The organism is Streptomyces sp. NPDC086777 (assembly GCF_040702065.1).
GTDB lineage: Bacteria > Actinomycetota > Actinomycetes > Streptomycetales > Streptomycetaceae > Streptomyces.
Window position 1 is genome coordinate 1 of sequence record NZ_JBFBJI010000009.1, and the last position, 20,132, is coordinate 20,132.

The following is a 20,132-nucleotide window of genomic DNA, read 5'->3' on the forward strand; positions in this document are numbered from 1 at the left end:
CGTAGGAAGGCATCCCCAGCAGTTCGGCGATCTCCTGCTCGAAGTTGAGGTGCAGCGTCGTCCACGCGCTGCCCAGCCCCCTGGCGCGCAGGGCCTACGGCCGCCGGACCGGACCCGGTTCCGTGTCGTGCGGGAAATGGCAGGAGACGGTGTGGCCGGCCGCCGGACCGGCCGTACGCCCGCGCGGTGTCTCCTCCGCGCAGCGCCGCCGCTCGGCGGCGGAGAGCACGGCCTGGACGGGACAGCGGGCCCGGAAACCGCACCCGGCGACGGCACGCGGCCCCTGGCCGGCGGGCAGCACGATCCGGCGCCGGGAACGCTCGGCGACCGGATCCGGCAGCGGGACGGCCGAGAGCAGGGCCCGGGTGTAGGGATGGCGCGGCCGCCCGAACACCTCGGCCACGCCGCCCGACTCCACCGTGCGGCCCGCGTACATGACCGACACCCGGTCGGCCAGCTGCCGGACCACCGCGAGGTCGTGGGAGACCAGCAGATACGCCGGGTCCAGCTCCCGCTTCAGCCGCAGCAGCAGGTCCAGGATCCCCGCCTGCACCGACACGTCCAGCGCGGACACCGGCTCGTCGAGCAGCAGCAGCGCCGGCCCGACCGCCAGTGCCCGCGCGATGGCGACGCGCTGCCGCTGTCCCCCGGAGAACTGGTGCGGGTAGCCGTCCGCGTCCGCCGGGCACAGCCCCACCTGGGACAGCAGCCGCGGCACTTGTGCCGCGACGACCGCCCGTGGCACCCGCGCGGCGTGCAGCGGCTCCGCGACGATGTCACCCACCGGCATCCGCGGATCGAGGCTCGACATCGGATCCTGCGGCACCAGCTGCACCGCCGTCCGCAGCTCGCGCGCCGCCCGCCGGGAGAGCAGCGCGGTGTCCTGCCCGAGCACTTCCACCCGCCCGGCCTGCGGGGCCGCCAGCGCGGCGATCTCCCGCAGGGTCGTGCTCTTCCCGGCCCCGGACTCCCCGACCAGCGCCAGCGTCTGCCCGCGCCGCACCTCCAGGTCGACCCACTCGACGGCCCGCACGGCGGGAGCACGGCGCCCCCGGAACCCCGGCGCCGGGTACGACCGCCCGAGCCCGGAGACCGCGAGCACGACGTCGGCGGCCGCACCGACGGCCGCGGCCGGGTTCGCGCCCCCGTCGGTGTTCCCGGCCGTGCCCCCGGCTGTCGTCGGGAGCGGTTCGGCCGGACGGTCGGCCGGTACCGGTGTACCGGCGGCCTGCTGCCACGGCCCGGCCCAGCCGGCCGGGACGTGCTCGCGGTCGGCCGCCGTCCCGCCGCCGTCCGGCGTTGTTGCCGGCCGGCCGGACGACTCCGCGCGTCCGAACAGCTGCGCCGCGCTCCGGTGCCGTACCTCCGGGATCCTCCGGCAGGCCGCCGTGTGCGCGTCGGGGGCCGAGGCGTCGGCGTGGGACGGGCTGTCGACCCCGGTGAGGTGGGGTTCGGCCGTGCGGCACTCCGGTTGTGCCAGCGGGCAGCGCGGGGCGAAGGGGCAGCCCGGTCCGGTGGCGCCCGGGGCGGGGGCGGTGCCCGGCACCGGGGTGGGCGGGACGCGGGCGTCGAGGCGGGGCACGGAGCCGACTAGGCCGAGGGTGTACGGCATCCGGGGACGGCGGAGCACCGCCTCCGCCGGGCCCGTCTCCACCACCCGCCCCGCGTAGAGGACCGCGACCCGGTCCGCGGCGCCCGCGACCACGCCGAGGTCGTGGGTGACCAGGAGCAGCGCCGCCCCCGTCTCCCGCCGGGCGGCCGCGAGCGCGTCGAGCACCTGGGCCTGCACGGTCACGTCGAGCGCGCTGGTCGGCTCGTCCGCGACCAGGACCGCGGGCCGGTTCGCCACCGCCATCGCGATCATGGCCCGTTGCAGCATCCCGCCGGAGAGCTGGTGGGGGAGGGCGCGGGCGGCGCGGGACGGCTGCGGCACCCCCACGAAGTCCAGGAGTTCCACGGCCCGCCGCAACGCCGCCTCGCGGCGCGGGCGCGGGCGTTCGTGGATGCGCAGGGCCTCCGCGATCTGGTCGCCGACGCGCAGGACGGGGGTGAGGGCGTGCAGCGGGTCCTGGAAGACCATGGCGATCCGGCGGCCCCGGAGACCGGCCAGCTCCCGCTCCGGCCGCCCCAGCAGCTCCTCGCCCAGCAGCCGTACCGAACCGCCCAACCGGGCGCCGGGCGGAGCAAGGCCGAGCAGGGACAGCGCGGTGAGGGACTTGCCCGCGCCGGACTCGCCCACCAGGCCCAGCACTTCGCCGGGGCGCAGCACCAGGTCCACGCCGCGCACCACCGGAACGGGCGGCCGCCGCCGTCCGCCCCCGAAGGCGACCGTCAGACCGCGCACTTCGAGAACCGGTCCCGCCGGTCCCTGCGCCGCCGGGCCCGCGCTCGTCACGCGAGCCCCGACACGGCACCGCGGGGCGGGCCGGAGTGCCGTACCGTCGTGGGGTCCAGGGCGTCGCGCAGGGCGTTGCCGAGGAGGCCGACGGCCAGGACGAAGGCGACGAGCAGGCCCGCCGGGAAGAAGAACATCCACGGATACACCAGGGCCACGTCGGACGCGTCCGCGATCAGCGTGCCCAGGGAGACGTCGGGCGGCTGGACACCGAAGCCGAAGTAGGACAGCCCGGCCTCGCTGACCACCGCCCCGGCCACCGTGACCGTCGCGTCGGTGATCAGGAACGCGGCCAGGTGCGGCAGCACGTGCCGCCGGATGACCCGTACGGGCCCGACCCCCATCAGCCCCGCCACCACCACGAACTGCCGCTCCTTCAGGGAACGCGTCATGCCGCGCACCGCCCGCGCGGTGACCGTCCAGCCCAGCACGGCGAGCAGCCCGGCCAGCGCGAGCCAGCCCCACCGCCGCAGCCGCGGCGCGAGCACCACGAGGACGAGGAAGCCGGGGAGCACGAGCAGCAGGTCCGCCACGAGCATCAGCAGCCGGTCGGTCCAGCCGCCGAAGTAGCCCGCGCAGGTCCCCACCGCCGCCGCGAGACCGGTGGCGACCGCGGCCACCAGCGTCCCGGTCAGCAGCGACTTCCGCAGCCCGTGCGCGGCCTGCGCGAACACGTCCTGCCCGATCCGGTTGGTGCCCATCCAGTGCCGCGCGCCCGGCGGCTGCCGCAGCGCGGTGTAGTCGACGTCCGTGGAGGACCACCGGCACACGTACGGCCCCAGGACCGCGAGCACCACCAGCGCCAGCAGCAGCGCGAGCCCGCACAGCGCTCCCGGATGCCGGGCCAGCCGGCCCAGCACCGCCCGGCCCCGCCGCCCCGCTCTCACGGCTCCCGCACCCGGGGGTCGAGCAGCGCGTGCAGGACGTCCGCGACCAGCCCCGCCAGCAGCACCACGGCCGCGGCGAAGCCGTCGACCGCCACCACCGAGTTCACGTCGCCCTTCTCCACCGAGTCGATCAGCCAGCTGCCCATGCCGGGCCAGCCGAAGACCCGCTCGGTGAACACGGACCCGGTGACCAGGGTGAGGACGCCGAAGGAGAAGAAGACCGTCATCGGCACCAGCGAGATCCGCAGCCCGTGCCGCAGCAGCGCGCGCCCCGGGGTGAGCCCCTTGGCGCGGGCGGTGCGCAGGTGGTCCGCGCCGAGCACGTCCAGGGTGGCGGCCCGCTGGTAGCGGCTGTACAGGGCGATCGAGGCGAGCGCCACGCAGAGCGCCGGGAGCACCAGGTGGGCCGCCGTGTCCCGCAGGTGGACGCTCCAGTCGCCCTGCAGCCCGGGGGTGTGCTCCCCGGTGTACTTGACGACGGTGCCGCCCGCCGCCCGGTTGACCGCCAGCGCCCCGGTCTTCAGCAGCAGCGCCAGCACGAAGGTGGGCACGCACAGCACCGCGAAGGAGAACCCGGCCAGCACCCGGTCGCCGAGCCCGCCGCGCCGGACCGCCGCCCACACCCCGGCCAGGGTGCCGACGGCCGTACCGGCCACCGTGCCCACCAGCAGCAGCCGTACCGACACGCCGATGCGGCGGCCGAACTCGGCGCTCACCGAGTCGCCGTCGATGGTGCGGCCCAGGTCGCCGTGGGCGGCGCGGTCCGCCCAGTGCGCGAAGCGCTCCGGCAGCGGGGCGCGGTCGTCCATGCCGAGCCGGGACAGCTCGCGGTCGACGACCCGGGCCGGCGGCGCCGGACTGCGGTCCTCGAAGTACGCCCGGGGATCGAGCGCGGTCGAGGCGAGCGCGTAGGAGAGGACCAGGGAGACGAGGAACAGGACGACGCAGCGGGCCGAACGCCTGACGATCAGGAAGAACATGGCGCTCCTGACGGAGGGGAGTCTGCCTTCTCTTCATTTGAGGGAAACATCGTGATGTTAAGCTCCGACGTCACAATTCCCATGGCAATGGGGGCAGTTGACGGCTCCGTGGCGCCGGAGGGGCTGACAGGTGGAGCGATTACGGGGATGGCCCGCGTGGGTGGCCGTCTGGGCGCTCATCGTCCTCACGGCGACCGGATGCACCTCGTCCGGCGGGCACGACGGCTCCCTTCACCAGGCGCTCCCGACGTACGGCAGCTACGACATCAACGCCGCGCCGTCGGCGGACCTCCGCGCCGGCGGGACCCTGACCGTGCCGATCACACAGATGGTCACGCAGTTCAACTTCAACCACGTCGACGGCGCCCTGGACGACGTGTGGACGATCGACACGATGACGGAGCCGCGGCTCTTCACCCGCGACGCCGAGGGTGTCCCGCGGATCGTCACGGACTACCTGACCTCCGCCACCGTCTCCACCGCCGGTGGGCACCAGGTCGTCACCTACCGGCTCAACCCGAAGGCCCGCTGGTCCGACGGCAGGGCCCTGGGCTGGCGGGACTTCGCCGCCCAGTGGCACGCGGTCGGCGGCGGCGACGACCGGTACCTGGTCGCCGACCCGAGCGGCTACGACCGGATCGCGGACGTCGGCCAGGGCGCCGGCGCGCACGAGGTCCGGGTCACCTTCAGGCAGCCGTACGCCGACTGGCGCAGGCTCTTCACGCCGCTCTTCCCGGCCGCCGCCTACGACAGCCCGCAGCACTTCGACTCCGACTGGCAGGGCCGGCTCCCGGTCACCGCCGGCCCCTTCCGGCTCGCCTCCGTCGACCGCACCGCGCAGACCCTCACCCTCGTCCCCGACACCGCCTGGTGGGGCACCCGGCCCCGGCTCGACCGGATCGTCTTCCGTGTCCTCGACCCCGACGCCGCCCTGCAGGCCTTCCTCAACGGCGAGGTCGACGTCGTCAACGCCGCCACCAGCGAGGCCTACGCCCAGCTGGCGAAGGCGAAGGACACCGACATCCGGATCGGGTCCGCCTGGGACGAGGTGCACATCACGCTGAACGGCGCGAGCGGGCCGCTGGCCGACCGGGCGGTGCGCAACGCCCTCCAGCAGGCCGTGGACCGCCCGGCGCTCGCCCAGGTCGCGGCCTCGGGCCTGCCGGTGAAGGTGCCGTTGCTCGGCAACCACTTCTTCATGACCAACCAGCCCGGCTACGCCGACGACTCCGGCCTCTACGGCCGCTTCGACCTCGCGGCCGCCGAGCGCGCCCTCGACCGCGCGGGCTGGCGCAGTCAGGGCGAGGGGCGACCGAGGGTCAAGGACGGCCGCCCCCTCACCCTGCGCCTGGTGCTGAGCGAGGGCACCAACCGGCTCGGCGAGGACCTCGCCCAGCTGGTCCAGCAGATGCTGGCCCGGGCCGGGGTCCGCGTCGACATCGAGAAGGTGCCCGCCACCGCCTACGGCCCGCAGTACCTCGACAAGGGCAACTTCGACCTCGCCATCTTCCGGTTCACCGGACTGACGTACCCGAGCTCCGCCTACGCCGTCTACCGGCGCCCGGCCGGCGGGCAGGTCTTCGAGAACTACGGCCGGGTCGGCTCCGCGCAGGTCGACAAGCTGCTCGGGCAGGCCGTCGGCACCCTCGACGAGCGGACCGCACGGCGTCTCTACGACGAGGCGGACGCCGAGATCTGGCGGCTCGGCCACGACATCGAGCTCTACCAGCGCCCCCAGCTCCTCGCCGTCCGCAAGGGCCTCGCCAACTACGGCGTCCCGGGCCTCGGCGACATCGACTTCGCGAAGGTCGGCTGGGAGAGGTGAACGCGGGGCGGCCGGGGGCGGAAGGACGCGTGCGGCGGCACACGGAGGGGAGTCCGGGACGGGCCGGGCCGGATTCGGGCACCCGGCGGTCCCGGGCCGTAGCGAGTGCGCGGTGGTCGCGGGCGGAGACGAGTCCGCGGCGGCCGGGGGCGGCGGCGAGTCCGCGGCGGCCCCGCGCGGACGTGTCCGCGCGGGGCCGTCTTGACCGTTCCGGTGGCGCTGTTCAGGCATGCGGTGTGCTCAGGGCTCTCTCGTCGGCCTGCTGGCGCACCATGTCGAAGCCGAGGGCGGCCGAGGCCAGCGTCACGTGGTGGTGCCAGCCCCGGAAGGAGCGGCCCTCGAAGTCGCCGAGGCCGAACTCGTCGTGCATCCGGCCGAGCGCCTCGCCGGCGAACCTGCGCAGCCGGGCCAGCAGTACGATCTCCGCGAGCCGGCGGACCGGGAGGTTGGTCAGCCAGTAGGCCCGCGGCTGCGGCCGGCCGTAGGGCCAGTCCGCGAGGAGCATCCGGGCCCGCGGCGAGCCGCTCGGGCTGCCCTCGGGAGAGCGCTCGGCCCGCAGCAGCACGGGCACGGTCAGGAACTCCGAGTGCCACATGCGCTCGGTCACCGGGTCGTGCCAGGTGACCGACGTCCGCTCGGTGTGCCGGACGGCGTGCGCGGCGAGGTCGGCCAGGGCGCCGCCGGTGCCGCCGGCCCGGCCGCGGGGGAGGAGGACCGGGGTGTGCGGCGATGCCTGGACCACATAGCCGAGTCCGCGGGCCTCGAGACCCCGCAGCAGGGGGTCGGGGTCCCCGTCGCCGCGCCAGTCGGCCAGCACCGGCAGCGGCTCCAGGGCCCACTCGTCGAGCATCTCGTCGAGCGCCTCCAGGACATAGCTCCACCGCGGACGGCAGCGCTCGTGCTCCGGCAGGTGGGCCTGGCCGCGCAGCCCCTCGTCGCGGTCCCAGCGGTTCGGCAGCACGAGCCGCCAGTTCACCGGGACCCCGCCGGCATGGCCCACCAGCGAGGTCGCCAGCGCCAGCTGGCAGTTGACGGTGCGCTCCTGGGAGGCCGCGTACTGGCGGGCCACGCCGACCGAGCGGTCGCCGTTCTTGGCGAAGACGACCTCGTCGACCGACCAGGCCTCGGCCCTGAAGGCCCGGACCATCCGTCCGGCCAGCCGGCCGCGCACCGGCGCGGACGCCCACGGGCTCTGGTTCACGAACTGCTGGATCTGCTGCACCGCCCGCCGCCCCAGCACCTGTTCGGTGATCCGGGCCGGTGTCTTGCGGCCGGGCACGGCCAGCAGGCCGCGCAGGTAGACCTCCCCCCAGCGTCGCTGGTCGGCCCGGGAGAACTGGCCGAACAGCTCGCCGCAGTAGGCCGGCAGGTCCCGGGCACCGGGCGGGGCACCCGGGGTACGCACGGACGGTAATGGGAGTGCGAGGGTCGCGAGATCACTCATGGTTGCAGTCGTCACCACCCTCCAGCAGGAAGGCGTCCGTGGCGAGCAGCGCGTCCGCGACCTCCGGCAGGGCGCAGCCCACGATGACGAAGTCGACGTCGAGCCCGGCCTTGGTGCGCTGGAACAGCAGCTCGTTGATGGCGGACCGGCACATCTCGCTGGTCTCGCACAGGTGGAACTCCACCCGCGTCGGCTCGGCCGCCATGACCTCGCCGAGGATCCGGCGGAACTTGCCCAGCTCCGCGGCGTCGATCACGCCCCGGCAGCTGATGTGCGCGGTGCCGCCGTCGAACTCGCTGCGCATCCGCAGCCGCATCTGCGCGGGCTCCAGCTCCACCCGCACCCGAACCGGCTCGCCGCCCTCGGGCAGCCGCACGGTCAGGTCCTTGGCGTCGAAGTTCTGGTACGGCTGCCCGTCCACCCATACCCGGGTCAGCTCCGCCGAGCCGGCCGGCAGCAGGTCCGGCGCCACCCGCAGCACCCGCTCCGGAAGGTCGTCGGGGCGCGGCCGGAAGTGCAGGGTCACCGGGTCGTTGCCGAGCAGCAGGCCGGTGTAGGTCGCCGACAGGTAGCACAGCTCCAGCGCGTGGTAGCCGGCCATCGCGTGGCTGCCCTTGAGCCGCTCGGTGCCCAGCAGGTACGGGATGCCGTTGGCGAGCACGTTGAAGTAGACGCCGCCGTCCTCGTAGTCGAGGAAGTACGCGTTGTAGAACGACGCCGCCTCGCGGGCCAGCCGCAGGTGCTCGGGGTCGTCGGTGGTGCCGGCCAGGATGAGGTAGGCGAGGATCGCCTGCTCCTGCTGCCACCAGGCCTTGCGGTCGTGCCAGACCATGCGGTGGATGCCGCTGTCCGGGTCGGGCTGCCGCTCCACCACGTCGTACCAGCCGCTGCGCAGGCCGTCGCTGCCCACCGAGGGCATCAGCTCGGCGATCCGCTCCGCCGTGGTGAGGTACTCGGGCTTGTCGTGCAGGGCCTTGATGCGGGTCAGGTTCCAGGTGATCTTCAGGTTGTGGCCGACCACCGCGCGGTCCTGCTGCCAGCCCCAGGTACGGTCCGGGCTCCAGTCGGCGTGGAACCGTTCCTGCACGAACGGGGAGTTGGGCTCGTCCGGGAACCGCTTGACGATCGTGTCCGCGGTCTCCTCCAGGAGGGCGGCGAAGTCCGGGCGGCCGGTCGCCAGGTAGGCGTTGATCAGGTACGCCGGGGCGTGGTCGCCGACCGAGTTCCAGTTCTTGCGGGACCGGTTGCGGCCCAGCGAGTCGGCGCCGGGGTCCAGGGAGATCGGGTCCAGGTGCGAGAAGAACCCGCCCTCGACCGGGTCGCGGAAGTACTTCTGGAACAGGGCCACCGTGCGGTCGATGTCGTTCAGGATCTTCGGGTCGCCGGTGATCCGGAAGGTCTGGGTGGGGCCGGCCAGCGCGTAGATCTGCTCGTACATCGGGATCGCGTCGTAGTCGTCCCCGAACTCCGAGGCGAAGACCGGCCGGTGGCCGCCCGCCGTGATGTCGATGCCGTGGTACCAGTAGGTGATCCCGTCCGCCTTGTCGTCCACCCGCATGTGCTCGCGCAGGTACGCGGTGCCGGACTCGGCGGCCTCCAGGAAGCGGTCCTCGCCGGTCAGCAGGTAGGCCGTGGCCAGCCCGTAGACCAGCCGGGAGATGGTGTCGGTCTCCTGCCGCACGTCCTGCCCGTGGAAGTCCGGTAAGTGCGTGCCGCTGAGGGTGAGGTGGGTGCGGAAGTTCCGCCAGTCGTAGTTCCCGTCCGGGAACTGGCCGCGCAGGTAGAAGTCGGCGATCGCGGCGGCCTGCTGCACCCACCAGTTCGGGTGCTCGAAGACGTACTGGCCGCGGCTCTCCTCCGGGAAGGTGATCTCCTTCGCGTCGAAGCGGGCGCCGCCCTCCCACTCGTAGAGGATCCCGTACGCGAACAGGAACCGGCCCTCGGCCAGCATGTCGACGGTCTGGGCCGTGGTGTCGTGGTAGGAGTCGCCGAGGTTGCGGACGATGCGGGAGACGGCGTTGTGGGTCAGGTGGACCGTGAACTCACGCCCGTCCGGGCTGCGCAGGCCGAACATGCGCCTTGTGGGGCTGTAGTGGGTGACGTAGCCCGCCAGGGTGTCGGAGGTGATACGTCGTGGGGAGAGTGCGCTCATCGTCGCGTGCCCTTCTCGTCGGGCAGGGCCGCCAGCAGCACGACGCTGCGGCCCTGGGCGTGATAGGTGGGGCCGTCGACCGGTTCCTCCGCTCCGGGCGGGAGGATCTCGTGCGGGGCCGGCCGGGCCGTGTCGAGGACGCGGTGCCAGTGGTGGCCGGGGATGTCGGGCAGCTCGAACTCGAGGCCCAGGTGGTACATGTTGAGGATCAGGTGCAGGTCCGGGTCACCGTCGAAACCGCCGTACGTACAGGCCAGCACGTGGGCGTCGGGGTTCTCCCAGCCCGGCTGGTTCAGTCGCGTGCCGTGCCAGGTGATGTCCGGCAGGAGGCGGGGGTTGAGCCGCTCGGAGAAGAACTGCGGCTCGCGGAAGGTGCGGTAGCGCTTGCGCAGCCCGATGACGTCGCGGGTGAACCCGAGCGTCTCGCGCTCCTTGCCGGCCTGGTCCCAGTCGAGCCAGGAGAGCGGGCCGTCCTGGCAGTAGCCGTTGTTGTTGCCGGCCTGGCTGTTGCGGAACTCGTCCCCACCCAGCAGCATCGGGACGCCGCGGCTGAGCATGAGGACCGACAGCAGGTTCTTGATCTGCCGCACCCGCAGTCCCTCGACCTCGGGGTCGTCCGTGGGGCCCTCGACGCCGCAGTTCCAGCTGTAGTTCTCGTTCGTCCCGTCGGCGTCCGCCTCACCGTTGGCGTGGTTGTGCTTGGTGTCGTAGCTGACCAGGTCGTTGAGGGTGAAACCGTCGTGACAGGTGACGAAGTTGATGCTGTTGGTGGGCAGTTCCTCCTGCGGCGCGAACAGGTCGGCCGAGCCGCCGAGCCGGGAGGCGACCTCACCGGCGATGCCGGCGTCACCGCGCACGAACCGCCGTACGTCGTCCCGGAACGGGCCGTTCCACTGCGCCCAGCGCTTCCCGGGGAAGCGGCCCACCTGGTAGAGGCCGCCGCCGTCCCACGGCTCCGCGATGATCTTCGTCTCGGCCAGCACCTGCGACAGCTCGATCGCCCACAGCGCGGGCGGCACCGCCATCTCGTAGCCCATCGGGCCGCGGGACAGCTCCGAGGCGAGGTCGAAGCGGAAGCCGTCGACGTGGTGCTCGGAGACCCAGTACTCCAGCGACTCCAGGATGAACTTGGTGACGATCGGGTGGTTGGCGTTGATCGCGTTGCCGCACCCCGTGAAGTCCATGTAGTGCGAGCGGTCCTGCGGCCACAGGTGGTAGTACGCCTCGTTCGCCGCACCGCGGAAGCTGATCGTCGGCCCGAACTCGTTGCCCTCGCTGGTGTGGTTGAAGACCACGTCGAGGATGACCTCGATGCCCGCCCTGTGGAACGCCTTCACCATGTCGCGGAACTCGGTGATGTGGGTGGCGAGATGGGGGCTGGAGCAGTAGCCGGTGTGCGGGGCGAAGAACCCGTACGGGTCGTAGCCCCAGTAGTTGCGCAGCGGGGTCCCGTCCGGTCCGGTGCGCAGCACCTGGGTCTCGTCGAAGTCGAAGACCGGCAGCAGCTCCACCGCGGTCACACCGAGGTCCTTCAGGTGCGGGATCTTGTCGATGACGGCCGAGAAGGTCCCCGGGCGCTCCGCGCCGGAGGTCGGCGAGGCGGTGAAGCCGCGGACGTGCATCTCGTAGACGACGGTGTCCGCCATCGGGGTGCGCAGCGGGGTGTCGCCCTCCCAGTCGTAGTCGTCCAGGTCGACCACGAGGCTGCGCATGGAGTGCTCGACGTTGTCCCCGGGGCCGATCGCGCGGGTGCGCTCCCAGCGGCTGTTGACGTTGGCGCGGGCGTACGGGTCGACCAGCACCTTGCGGTGGTCGAAGCGGCTGCCCCCGGCGACCGGGTCGCGCGGCCCGTCGATGCGGTAGGCGTAGACCTGGCCGGCGCCGAGCCCCTGCACATGGCAGTGCCAGAAGTGGAAGCTGCGGTGCCGTGCGGGGTGCAGCCGGACGGTCCGGTAGGGCTGCGGGCTGTCGCAGTGGTCGAAGAGCAGCAGGTCGACGCGGGTGGCGTGCTCGGAGAAGATCGAGAAGTTGACCCCGTCGGCGTCGACGGTGCTGCCCAGCGGCTGCGGGTGACCCGGGGTGACCCCGGGCTGGGCCGGGTCGACGGTGTCGGGGGCCTGGTCGGCGGGCAGGGTCGGGTACGCGCTCGTGGCATCCGTGCTGGTGGCGGTCGTCGCGGCGGCGGCCGGCCGGTCCTGGGCCTCGGCCGGGGCACTCATGCGAACACCGCCCTCGCGCCGGCCGGGGCGTCGGCGCGCAGCCCGGCGAAGAGCTCGTCCCAGGGCACCGGGCCGGAGGCCGGGCCCGCCTCGCTGCGCATCTCGAACGTCACGCCGCGCGCCGCGGGCGAGTCGATCGCCCGGACGCAGGCCTCGGCGACATGGGCACGGGCCACGTACCCGTCGCCGACGTCGCCCTGCTCCAGGTGGAGCACGCCGTGGCCGGGGTCGTCGGTCAGCCAGCCGGGGCGGATCACCGTGTAGGGCAGGCCCGAGGCGCGGACCGCGTCCTCGCCGGCCAGGCGCCAGTCCAGCATCCGGCCGTAGGCGTTCATGGGGTGGTCGCGGCGGGTGACGTGCCGCTGGCTGACGAGCACGAAGTGCCGGTCGGCCGGGGCCGTGCCCAGCACGTCCAGGACGTGCCGGACTCCGCCGTGCAGGGTCGACTCCGGGCTGTCGGGGCCGGCGGCGTCGGTGCCCGGCTCCACGGCGTAGACGACCGCGGCGCACCCGTGCAGCGGGGTGCGGAGCGTGCCGGGGTCGCGGACGTCGGCCGTGAAGTACTGCGCCTGTGCGGGCATGTGCCGGCGGGCGCGCTGGGTGCTGCGGCCGATGACCCGGACGGTCTCGCCCCGGGCCAGCAACCGGCGGGTGACGAGCCGGCCGACCCGGCCGGTTCCTCCTATGACTGCGATCGGGCTGTCCATCGAGAAAACTCCCCAGGCTGTAGGCGAGCCGGACGGTTGGGGTGCGGGAAGGAGCAGGGGGATGCGGCAGCGCGGGTTCGTGAGCCGTTCGGTTTGGCCGGATCGGGTCAGATCCAGCGCAGGATGTCGTCGGAGCTGGTCAGGTGGGTGCCGGAGGGCAGCCCGGTGACGGCGGGGACCCGCAACCGCGGGTAGACGCTCACCCCCGAGAGCCGGGTGCCGGGACGCAGGTCGGCGGCCTCGCCGATCGCCGAGTGGGTGAGCCGGACGGGGTTGTCGGGGGCGGAGTGCACCTGCGCCATCGGCCCCACGTACGAGTCGGTGATGCGGGCGTGCGGGCCGACGACGGCGCCGTCGCCGATCGCCGACCGGCTGAGCCGGGCCCCTTCGTCGATGTCGACGTCGTCGCCGACGTCCGTGTACCGCAGCTTCACCCCGGGGCCGATCTCGGCGTTCCGCCCGATGCGCACGGCGGGGCCGAGCACCACGCTGCCCTCGGAGATCTTCTGGGCGAGGGTCGTGCCCTGCACGCTGTCCTTGGTGCGCAGGCTCGACTCGTGGATCCAGTACGGCGGATCGGTGCTCACCGGCGCGCCCATGGCCCGGCTCATCCACCGGTAGCGGCCGCGCAGCACGTCGCCGAGGGTGGCGAGGTAGTCCGGGATGCTGCCCAGGTCGCCGAGCCGGTCGATGCGTGCGGTCGCGACCGGCAGGCCCCGCCGGACCAGCCAGGGCAGCAGGTCGCCGCCCCAGTCGAGGCGCTGCTGGGCGAGCCGGATCATCTCGGGGGTGCGGGCGGCCAGCCGCAGGCGCCCGCAGTCGACGAGGTACATGCCCGCGTTGGTGGGCAGGGTGAAGCCGGCGCCTGGCAACGATGTCTCGGGGAAGAGGCGGTGGATGCGGCCGAGGTCGGGCTTCTCCAGGAAGCCCGAGACGGTGCCGTCCGCGGACGTCTGCATCACGCCGTACTTGCCGGCGATCTCCTCGGCGGTGCGGGCGACGGAGGCGACGGTCACGACGGCGTCGGCGGCGGCGTGCGCGTCGGTCAGCCGGGCGAGCGAGAACTCGAAGACGGAGTCGACCGGCATGACCAGGGCGCGGCCGGTCAGGTCCCAGCGTTCGAGGTTGTGCAGGGTGGCGGCGCCCGAGCCGACGTTGTAGCGGTCGAGCCGGGCCCGGGAGTAGTGGATCTCGACGCCGAACCGCTCGCCGCGCCCCAGCACGAGCTTGATCTGGCTGTGGTTCTCGGCGCCCTGGGCGACCACGTGGAAGCGGCGGATGCCCTGGTCCCGGCAGTTCTCGACGAGCCACTCGACGACGGGCCGGCCGGCGAACGGGATCAGGGCCTTGCTGCGGATGTAGTCCGAGGAGGCAAGGGTGAGCGGCTTGGCGCGTTCGCCCCGGCCTCCCGCCAGGATGATCCCTAACGTCTCGTCCCCCATGACTGCGCTGCCTCCTCGGCTGACGAATCAACGCCATTCAGTCAACTGAGCCCGTCATTGAGAGTCAAGTAAAAAGTAAAGAAAATGCCCGAACGGGAGTCATGGGGGACGATGAAGGTCGGTCGAATCGCCGCACCGAGCTGGGGTTATAAAGAGTGAGGGTGGATTGACCAAGTCAGTCAATCCACCCTCATCCGTCTGTCATCCAGGGCTGGTCACTTCAGTTCGTCGGGGCAGGGCGTGCCCCGCGGCAGCTGGTACGGCGACGCCAGCCGGTACGTCCCGGCCCGCGGGGCCAGCAGCATCGTCCACCGGTCCCCCTTGGCGTCCTCCGGCGTCTCTGTCAGGCAGCCGTTGACGTTCGTGTACGTCTTCGGCTCGCCGTCGGCCCGGTGCTTGGACGCCTCCGTCTCCTGGGGCGCCTTGAGGCTCTTGCCGTCCGCGTCGACGATGCTCAGCCAGGGCGAGTACGGGATCCGGATCAGGATCCGCCCGGCCTTGCCGACCTCGATGGTCAGCTCGCCCTGCTCCGCGCTGTCCACCGTCGCGTTCGGCTCGGCGAGCGGCACCGGGTCGGTCACCCGGAACAGCTGCCAGTTGGCGTCGCCCCAGATCTGCTTCAGGTACGGCATCCCGCGCCGCACCAGCGCCCGTTCCCGTTCACCGCCGTCGCCGTCCGGCTCGTCCTTCGGCACCACGACGAAGTGCACGGCCCAGCGCTGCAGCCACTCGTGGTAGCTCGCGGAGTTGAGGGTGTCGTCGTAGAAGAGCGGGTTGCGCTCCATGTCGGCCTGCCGGTTCCAGCCGCGGGCCAGGTTCACGTACGGCGCGAGCGCCGAGGCCTCGCGGTGGGACCGGGCAGGGATCACCTCGACGCGGCCCTTCTCGGCGCCGACCTGCTGGAGCTGGTGGACGAGCGGGGCGAGCTCACGGGCCCAGGACGCGGCCGGGGTCGTGTGCAGGATGTCGTCGACCGACTTGAACCCGATCCAGCCGCAGACGCCGAGGAAGGCGAGGACGACCGTGTAGTACTTGCGCGAGCGCGGGACCGTGAACGGCAGGGCGGCGATCAGCGTCGCGCCCCCGAACAGCATCGGCAGCCGCGAGATGTTGGAGCCGATCTGCGAGCTGACCAGCCACACCAGCACCACGCCGAGGCTGTACACGGCCGCCGTCAGCCGGACCGTCTTCCACTCCTTCGGCACCAGGAAGAAGCAGAGCAGGCCGTACGTCAGTGGCATGATCACCGAGCCGAACCCCATCGGCTGGGTGCCGGAGAACGGGAACAGCCACGCGGAGACGGCGACCACGGCCGCGGGTGCGAGGCCCAGCGCCCACGCGCCCGGCCGCCGCTTCTGCAGGAACAGCGCGACCGCGATCAGGCCGACGAAGAGCCCGGCCACGGGCGAGGCCATGGTGGCGAGCGCGGCGAACGGCGCGGCGACGAGCGCCTTCGCCCACCGTCTGTGCCGCCAGCGGTACGGCCAGCAGAACACCGCCCCCACCGAGGCCAGCGCGAACATCGTGCCGAGCCCGAAGGTGACCCGGCCGGACAGCGCGTTGCAGATCAGCGCGAACACCCCGGCGAGCGCCGCCCACAGGGGGTTCTTCACCACGCGGCTGCGGATCAGCAGCAGGGTCAGCAGCCCGGCCGAGACCGTGCCCGCGAGCATCATCGTCGTCCGGACGCCGATCAGCGACATCAGGTACGGCGAGACCACGCTGTACGACACCGGGTGCATGCCGCCGTACCAGGCGAGGTTGTACGCCGAGTCAGGGTGGCGGCCGACGAACTCGGCCCAGGCGTCCTGCGCCGCGAGGTCCCCGCCGCTGTTCGCGAACGTGAACAGCCAGATGATGTGCAGGACGCCGGCGAGGGCGGTGACCGACAGCACCGGGTGGCTCAGCAGCCGTCTGCGCAGCGGCTCGGCGGCCCGCAGCAGCCGGCTGCCTGGCTTACGCTCCGTGTCGTCCGCGGCTGCCGACGGCAGGGCTATTCGCGGGCCGGCTACCGGGCCCGGATCGGCGTCGTCGGCACGTGTCGGCTCCGCTGTGGCCACCTGAAGGCACTCCCCGTGTCCCGTCTTCTGTTCTCGGCCGTGTTCCACGGTGTTGGCGGCCGCTTACCGTCCAGTTCGCGGCCGTGTCCCGGCGACCGGCGACCTGCCCCGATTCGTGACGCTAGCACGCACCCCGCCGCGGGGCCCTGGGGTGGGCCGCCATCGGCGGGGTGCGGTGACGGAATGCCGGTTATGGGTCAGCCGATGCGGGTCAGCCTGCTCGTGAACCCGGGCTCGGCAAGGTCCTTCGCCAGGGCGACCGGGACCTGGACGGCGGAGCCGGAGCCGTCACCCACGGTGAGGGTGCCGACCTTGGTACCGGCCTTCGCGGTGTGCGGCACGTCGTCGGCGGCGAACGACAGCTTCACCTGCAGCCCCGACCAGCCGACGGCGGTGACGTCCTTCGTCGCCACGACCGGGGTACGGCCGCCGAGGCCGTCGTCCACGTAGCCGACGACGTCGCCCTTCTTGTAGATGGTCGCCGACTTCAGCGCGCCCTGGGCCGCCCGGATCAGCTTGTCGCCCGCGTTGAGGGCGGCCTTGAGGATGCTGTTGCCGTTGCTGGCGTCGGCCGGCTGCCGGAGCACCGCACCGATGATCGTGCGGGTCTCGCCGTTCACGTCCTTCTTCGCGGCGAAGACCAGGTTGCCGAGGGCGGAGGTGGTGGTGCCGGTCTTGATGCCGACGACGTTGTTCTGGCCGACCAGCTGGTTCCAGTTGCCGTGGTTGACGCCCTTGTAGTCGTCGTACGACATCATCGCGGCGACCTCGCGGAAGGACGGCTCGCTCGCCATCGCGGCCTTCGCCAGCTTCACCTGGTCCACGGCCGTGGACACCGTGGAGTCCGTGAGCCCCGACGGGTCCGTGTACGTCGTGTTGGTCATGCCGAGCTGCTTCGCGGTGGCGTTCATCTTCGCCACGAACGACTTCTCCGAACCGGCGTCCCAGCGGGCCAGCAGGCGGGCCACGTTGTTGGCCGAGGCGATCAGGATGGACTCCAGGGCCTCGCGCTGGGTGATCGAGTCGCCGGCCGTCACGTCGACGGTCGACTCCTGGCCGGCGTTCGCCTGGTCCTGGGCCGCCTGGTCGATCTTTATCTTCGGGCCCGCGGCGCCGCTCTTCAGGGGGTGGTCGCGCAGCACGATGTACGCGGTCATCACCTTGGCCACGCTCGCGATCGGCACCGGCTTCTGGTCGCCGGAGGAGCCGAACGTGCCGATGCCCTGGACGTCGAGGGCGCCCTGGCCGTCGGCCGGCCAGGGCATGTCCGTCTTGCCGCCCGCGAAGGTGTACGAGTCCTTCGCGGTGAGGTCGAGGGTGGGCTGCGGGAGCGGACGCAGAGTCTGTACGACCGCAAAGACGATCAGCAGGACGATGACGAGCGGCGTCCAGATCTTGACCCGGCGGAAGATCGTCCGGACCGGGGTCTCCGGCGGCGGCGGGGTGTTGGTCAGCTCGGCGAGCAGGTCCAGCGGGGGCTTCGGGGGAAGCGGCTGCTGGGTGGTGCGCTCGGGGCCGACCTGGGGCAGGACGGTGGTGCGGGTGGTGGAGGCCGGTTCGGGCCTCGCCTCCGGTTCGGCCGCCGGCTTCGGGCCCTGCTTCAGGTCCGACTTGAGAGCGACGAACTTGCTGGTGCGCTCGGCGTGGGGCGCCCCGCCGCCCAGCTTGAGGGTGGTGGTGGGCTGGTCGACCTGCGGGGGGCGGGGGGCCTTGAGCATGGTGGTGGGCTGGTCGACGGCGGGCCCGGCGTCGCCTTCGCCGCCGCCGGTCTTCCCGTCCGCACCACCCGTGCGGCCGTCGTCGCCGGGCGCGGCCGGCCCCTGCGTCGCCGTCTCGCCGTCGGCGTCCGCGGGTTCACCGGCCACCTCCGGCGCGTCCTCGGGCTCGACGTCGGTGGTGGCCTCCGGCGCGGCGTCCTCGGGCTCGGCGTCGGTGGTGGCCTCCGGCTTGGCGTCCTCGGGTGCGGCGCTTGCCTTCGACGCGTCGGCAGGCTTGGCGTCCTCGGGCCCGGCGTCCTCGGGCGCGGCGTCGGTGGTGGCCTCCGGCTTGGCGTCCTCGGGCGCTGCCGACCCGCCCTCGGGCTTGGCGTCCTCGGGTTCGGTGGTGGCTTCGGGTTCGGCGTCCTCGGGAGCCTCGGCGGTCGCCGACTTGCCCGCGGGCTCCGCGTCTTGGGGCTCGCCGGTGGTCACCGGCCTGGCGTCCTCCGCGTCTTGGGGCTCGCCGGTGGTCACCGGCCTGGCGTCCTCCGACGCGGCGCCGTCGGGTTCGGCCGTGGCCTCGGGCTCGGCGTCGGCGGTGGCCTCCGGCGCGGCGTCCTCGGGTGCGGCGCTCGCCTCCGGCGCATCGGCGGGCGCGGCGTCCTTGGGGGCCGACTCGTCCTGGGGCGTGGTGTCTTGGGGTTCGGCGGCGTCCTCCGGCTCGGCCGGGGTGTCCTCGGTCGTCGCCTCGGGCGCCGTAGTGGCCCTGTCGGCGTTCTCCGGGGGCTCCTGCGCCCTCTGCGCCCGCTCGGAGCCCGTGGGGGCCTCAGGGCCGTCCTCGGCCTCCGTGGCCGCCTCAGGGGCCGTCGCGTCCTCCGCGTCCGCCGCCGGCTCGCCCGTACGGACCCATGCCGCCACGGCGTCGCGGAGTTTCGCGTCGCCCTTGTCGGTCCCGCCCGGTTCACCGGTCCCGCCCGGTTCGCCGCTCTCGCCGCTCTCGCCGGTCGTGTTGAGGTCCCGTACCGAGAAGACCCGGGTGGCGGTGTCCACGCCGCCGGCGGTCTCCTTCCCGGCGGCCACCGCCAGTCGTGGGTCGCGTGCTTCGGGAACCGTCTCCGCGCTCCCCGACGTCGGTTCTGCCGACGACTCGCGCTGCTTCGACCTGTCGGGGGACTCGCCCGCCACCGATGCCTCCTCCACGCTCCGCACGTTGCCGTGCGCTGTCCGAACCATGTACCAGTGTCCTGTGTGCGGGCTTAGCCCCTGCGGTAGACGAGAACGACATACCTGCCGGTTCCCTTACGAACCGGTCACGCACCCTCGACAGACCAATGTGAGAGGGGTCACCCTGTCATTCATCCACGCGGGGAGGCATGGATGGGCAGGAGCCGCAGAACACTTCCGGAGGAGCTTCTGCTGCTGGCACTGGACCCGGCCACGGGTACCACTGCACAGCCGCAGTCGCTCGACCTCGGTCTGGCCGGAGCACAGCTAGTAGAGCTGGCGCTGGCCGGACGGATAGCCCCAGACGGGGATCGTATCGCCGTGGTGCAGCCACGGCCGACTGGAGATCCGACTTTGGACTGTGCGTTGGAGTTGCTGCGAAGGCGCGGCGCTCCCGTACGGGCTGTTCACTGGATCGGCGGGCCACGTCTCGGCCTCCGCCAGGTCTATCTCGCGCATCTGGAACGGTGCGGCATGGTCGCCGCCGTGGCCGGTCAGATGTGCGGGGTGCTGCCGACCACTCGCTACCAGGCGACGGACAACGCCGTCACCCGGGAGATCCGTGGCCGGCTGGATTCGGCGATCCGCACCGGTGTACCGCCGGACCCGCGGACCGCGGCGCTCGCCGCCCTGGCCCACGCGGTCGGTCTCGGCAAGCACTTGTACCCGGGGAACGAGGGCCGCTCCTCGCGCTCCCGGTTGCGTGACCTGATCCGGCACGACCCGATGGGCGGGCTCGTGGCCCACGCCGTCATGGACGTGCAGAACGGCGCGGCCGCCCAGCCACGCCGCGCCCCGGCCCAGGCCGGACCGGGCGTCAGGTCCGCCGCACCGGAACCCGCCCGCGGTGTTCCGATGCAACCGCGCCGAGGTGCGGGCGCGATGGCGCGCGCCGTGGTGCACTGAGCCGCAGTTCCACGGCAGCGACAGCCGGCTCCGGCCGGCGGCACGGCACCCCTGAGACCCGGTTCGGGAGCCGCTGGTCCGAGCGGGGGGGGGGGGGGGGGAGCGATTAAGGGCAACCACCCCCCCCCGCGGCGTTTGGGGCGCGCCGGCGGGGGATAAGCTACGAGGGGGAAAAGATCGCGTGGGGGGGGAAT

Annotated in this window: 12 protein-coding genes; 2 read left to right on the plus strand and 10 right to left on the minus strand. The window is 72.9% G+C overall.

The annotated features are described in order from the left end of the window. Window positions 1-94: 94 nt before the first annotated feature. From AB0472_RS14720 to AB0472_RS14730, 3 genes are read right to left on the minus strand one after another with little or no spacing between them, the layout of a single operon-like run. The gene (locus AB0472_RS14720; RefSeq protein ID WP_366356561.1) at window positions 95-2,395 is read right to left on the minus strand and encodes an ABC transporter ATP-binding protein; all 2,301 of its coding nucleotides are present in this window, start codon (window positions 2,393-2,395) and stop codon (window positions 95-97) included. Next, window positions 2,392-3,282 (minus strand): ABC transporter permease, encoded by an 891-nt coding sequence (locus AB0472_RS14725; RefSeq protein ID WP_366356563.1) that lies wholly within the window; start codon window positions 3,280-3,282, stop codon window positions 2,392-2,394. The genes AB0472_RS14720 and AB0472_RS14725 overlap by 4 nt, the downstream gene beginning before the upstream one ends. Next, window positions 3,279-4,262, minus strand: coding sequence for an ABC transporter permease (locus AB0472_RS14730; RefSeq protein ID WP_366356564.1), 984 nt, complete (start codon window positions 4,260-4,262; stop codon window positions 3,279-3,281). The genes AB0472_RS14725 and AB0472_RS14730 overlap by 4 nt, the downstream gene beginning before the upstream one ends. Before the next feature lie 130 nt (window positions 4,263-4,392). Between AB0472_RS14730 and AB0472_RS14735 the strand changes: the two genes are divergently transcribed. Beyond that, window positions 4,393-6,087 carry an ABC transporter family substrate-binding protein gene (locus AB0472_RS14735; protein WP_366356566.1) on the plus strand — a complete coding sequence of 565 codons (1,695 nt, stop codon included), beginning with the start codon at window positions 4,393-4,395 and terminating at the stop codon, window positions 6,085-6,087. Between the two features lie 223 nt (window positions 6,088-6,310). Here AB0472_RS14735 and AB0472_RS14740 read toward each other — a convergent pair whose 3' ends face one another. The 7 genes from AB0472_RS14740 to AB0472_RS14770 all read right to left on the minus strand — a co-directional run bounded on the left by AB0472_RS14740 (window position 6,311) and on the right by AB0472_RS14770 (window position 19,041). Then, window positions 6,311-7,492 (minus strand): IS701 family transposase, encoded by a 1,182-nt coding sequence (locus tag AB0472_RS14740; protein WP_366356568.1) that lies wholly within the window; start codon window positions 7,490-7,492, stop codon window positions 6,311-6,313. A 31-nt stretch (window positions 7,493-7,523) separates the two neighbouring features. Continuing rightward, entirely contained in the window at window positions 7,524-9,683 is a 2,160-nt protein-coding gene (locus AB0472_RS14745; RefSeq protein ID WP_366356570.1) for an AGE family epimerase/isomerase, read from the minus strand. Next, entirely contained in the window at window positions 9,680-11,902 is a 2,223-nt protein-coding gene (gene glgX, locus AB0472_RS14750) for a glycogen debranching protein GlgX (RefSeq protein WP_366356572.1), read from the minus strand. The genes AB0472_RS14745 and glgX overlap by 4 nt, the downstream gene beginning before the upstream one ends. Next, window positions 11,899-12,609, minus strand: a complete 711-nt coding sequence (locus tag AB0472_RS14755; RefSeq protein ID WP_366356574.1) for an SDR family oxidoreductase — start codon at window positions 12,607-12,609, stop codon at window positions 11,899-11,901. The genes glgX and AB0472_RS14755 overlap by 4 nt, the downstream gene beginning before the upstream one ends. A gap of 107 nt (window positions 12,610-12,716) precedes the next feature. Continuing rightward, on the minus strand, window positions 12,717-14,051 hold the full coding sequence (locus AB0472_RS14760; protein WP_366356576.1) for a sugar phosphate nucleotidyltransferase: 1,335 nt from the start codon (window positions 14,049-14,051) through the stop codon (window positions 12,717-12,719). 215 nt (window positions 14,052-14,266) lie between these two features. Next, the gene (locus AB0472_RS14765; RefSeq protein WP_366356578.1) at window positions 14,267-16,111 is read right to left on the minus strand and encodes an MFS transporter; all 1,845 of its coding nucleotides are present in this window, start codon (window positions 16,109-16,111) and stop codon (window positions 14,267-14,269) included. 197 nt (window positions 16,112-16,308) lie between these two features. Then, complete coding sequence (locus AB0472_RS14770; protein ID WP_366356579.1) at window positions 16,309-19,041, minus strand: serine hydrolase; 2,733 nt, start codon at window positions 19,039-19,041, stop codon at window positions 16,309-16,311. A gap of 144 nt (window positions 19,042-19,185) precedes the next feature. Here AB0472_RS14770 and AB0472_RS14775 point away from each other — a divergent pair, with 144 nt between their 5' ends. Beyond that, entirely contained in the window at window positions 19,186-19,938 is a 753-nt protein-coding gene (locus AB0472_RS14775) for a GPP34 family phosphoprotein (RefSeq protein ID WP_093501735.1), read from the plus strand. Window positions 19,939-20,132 lie beyond the last annotated feature (194 nt).

Excerpts from the sequence above, each read along its gene's own strand:
- AB0472_RS14770 (WP_366356579.1), bottom strand. The coding sequence starts at position 19,041 with ATGGTTCGGACAGCGCACGGCAACGTGCGGAGCGTGGAGGAGGCATCG.
- AB0472_RS14730 (WP_366356564.1), bottom strand. The coding sequence starts at position 4,262 with ATGTTCTTCCTGATCGTCAGGCGTTCGGCCCGCTGCGTCGTCCTGTTC.
- AB0472_RS14775 (WP_093501735.1), top strand. The coding sequence starts at position 19,186 with ATGGGCAGGAGCCGCAGAACACTTCCGGAGGAGCTTCTGCTGCTGGCA.
- AB0472_RS14760 (WP_366356576.1), bottom strand. The coding sequence starts at position 14,051 with ATGGGGGACGAGACGTTAGGGATCATCCTGGCGGGAGGCCGGGGCGAA.
- AB0472_RS14755 (WP_366356574.1), bottom strand. The coding sequence starts at position 12,609 with ATGGACAGCCCGATCGCAGTCATAGGAGGAACCGGCCGGGTCGGCCGG.
- AB0472_RS14745 (WP_366356570.1), bottom strand. The coding sequence starts at position 9,683 with ATGAGCGCACTCTCCCCACGACGTATCACCTCCGACACCCTGGCGGGC.
- glgX (WP_366356572.1), bottom strand. The coding sequence starts at position 11,902 with ATGAGTGCCCCGGCCGAGGCCCAGGACCGGCCGGCCGCCGCCGCGACG.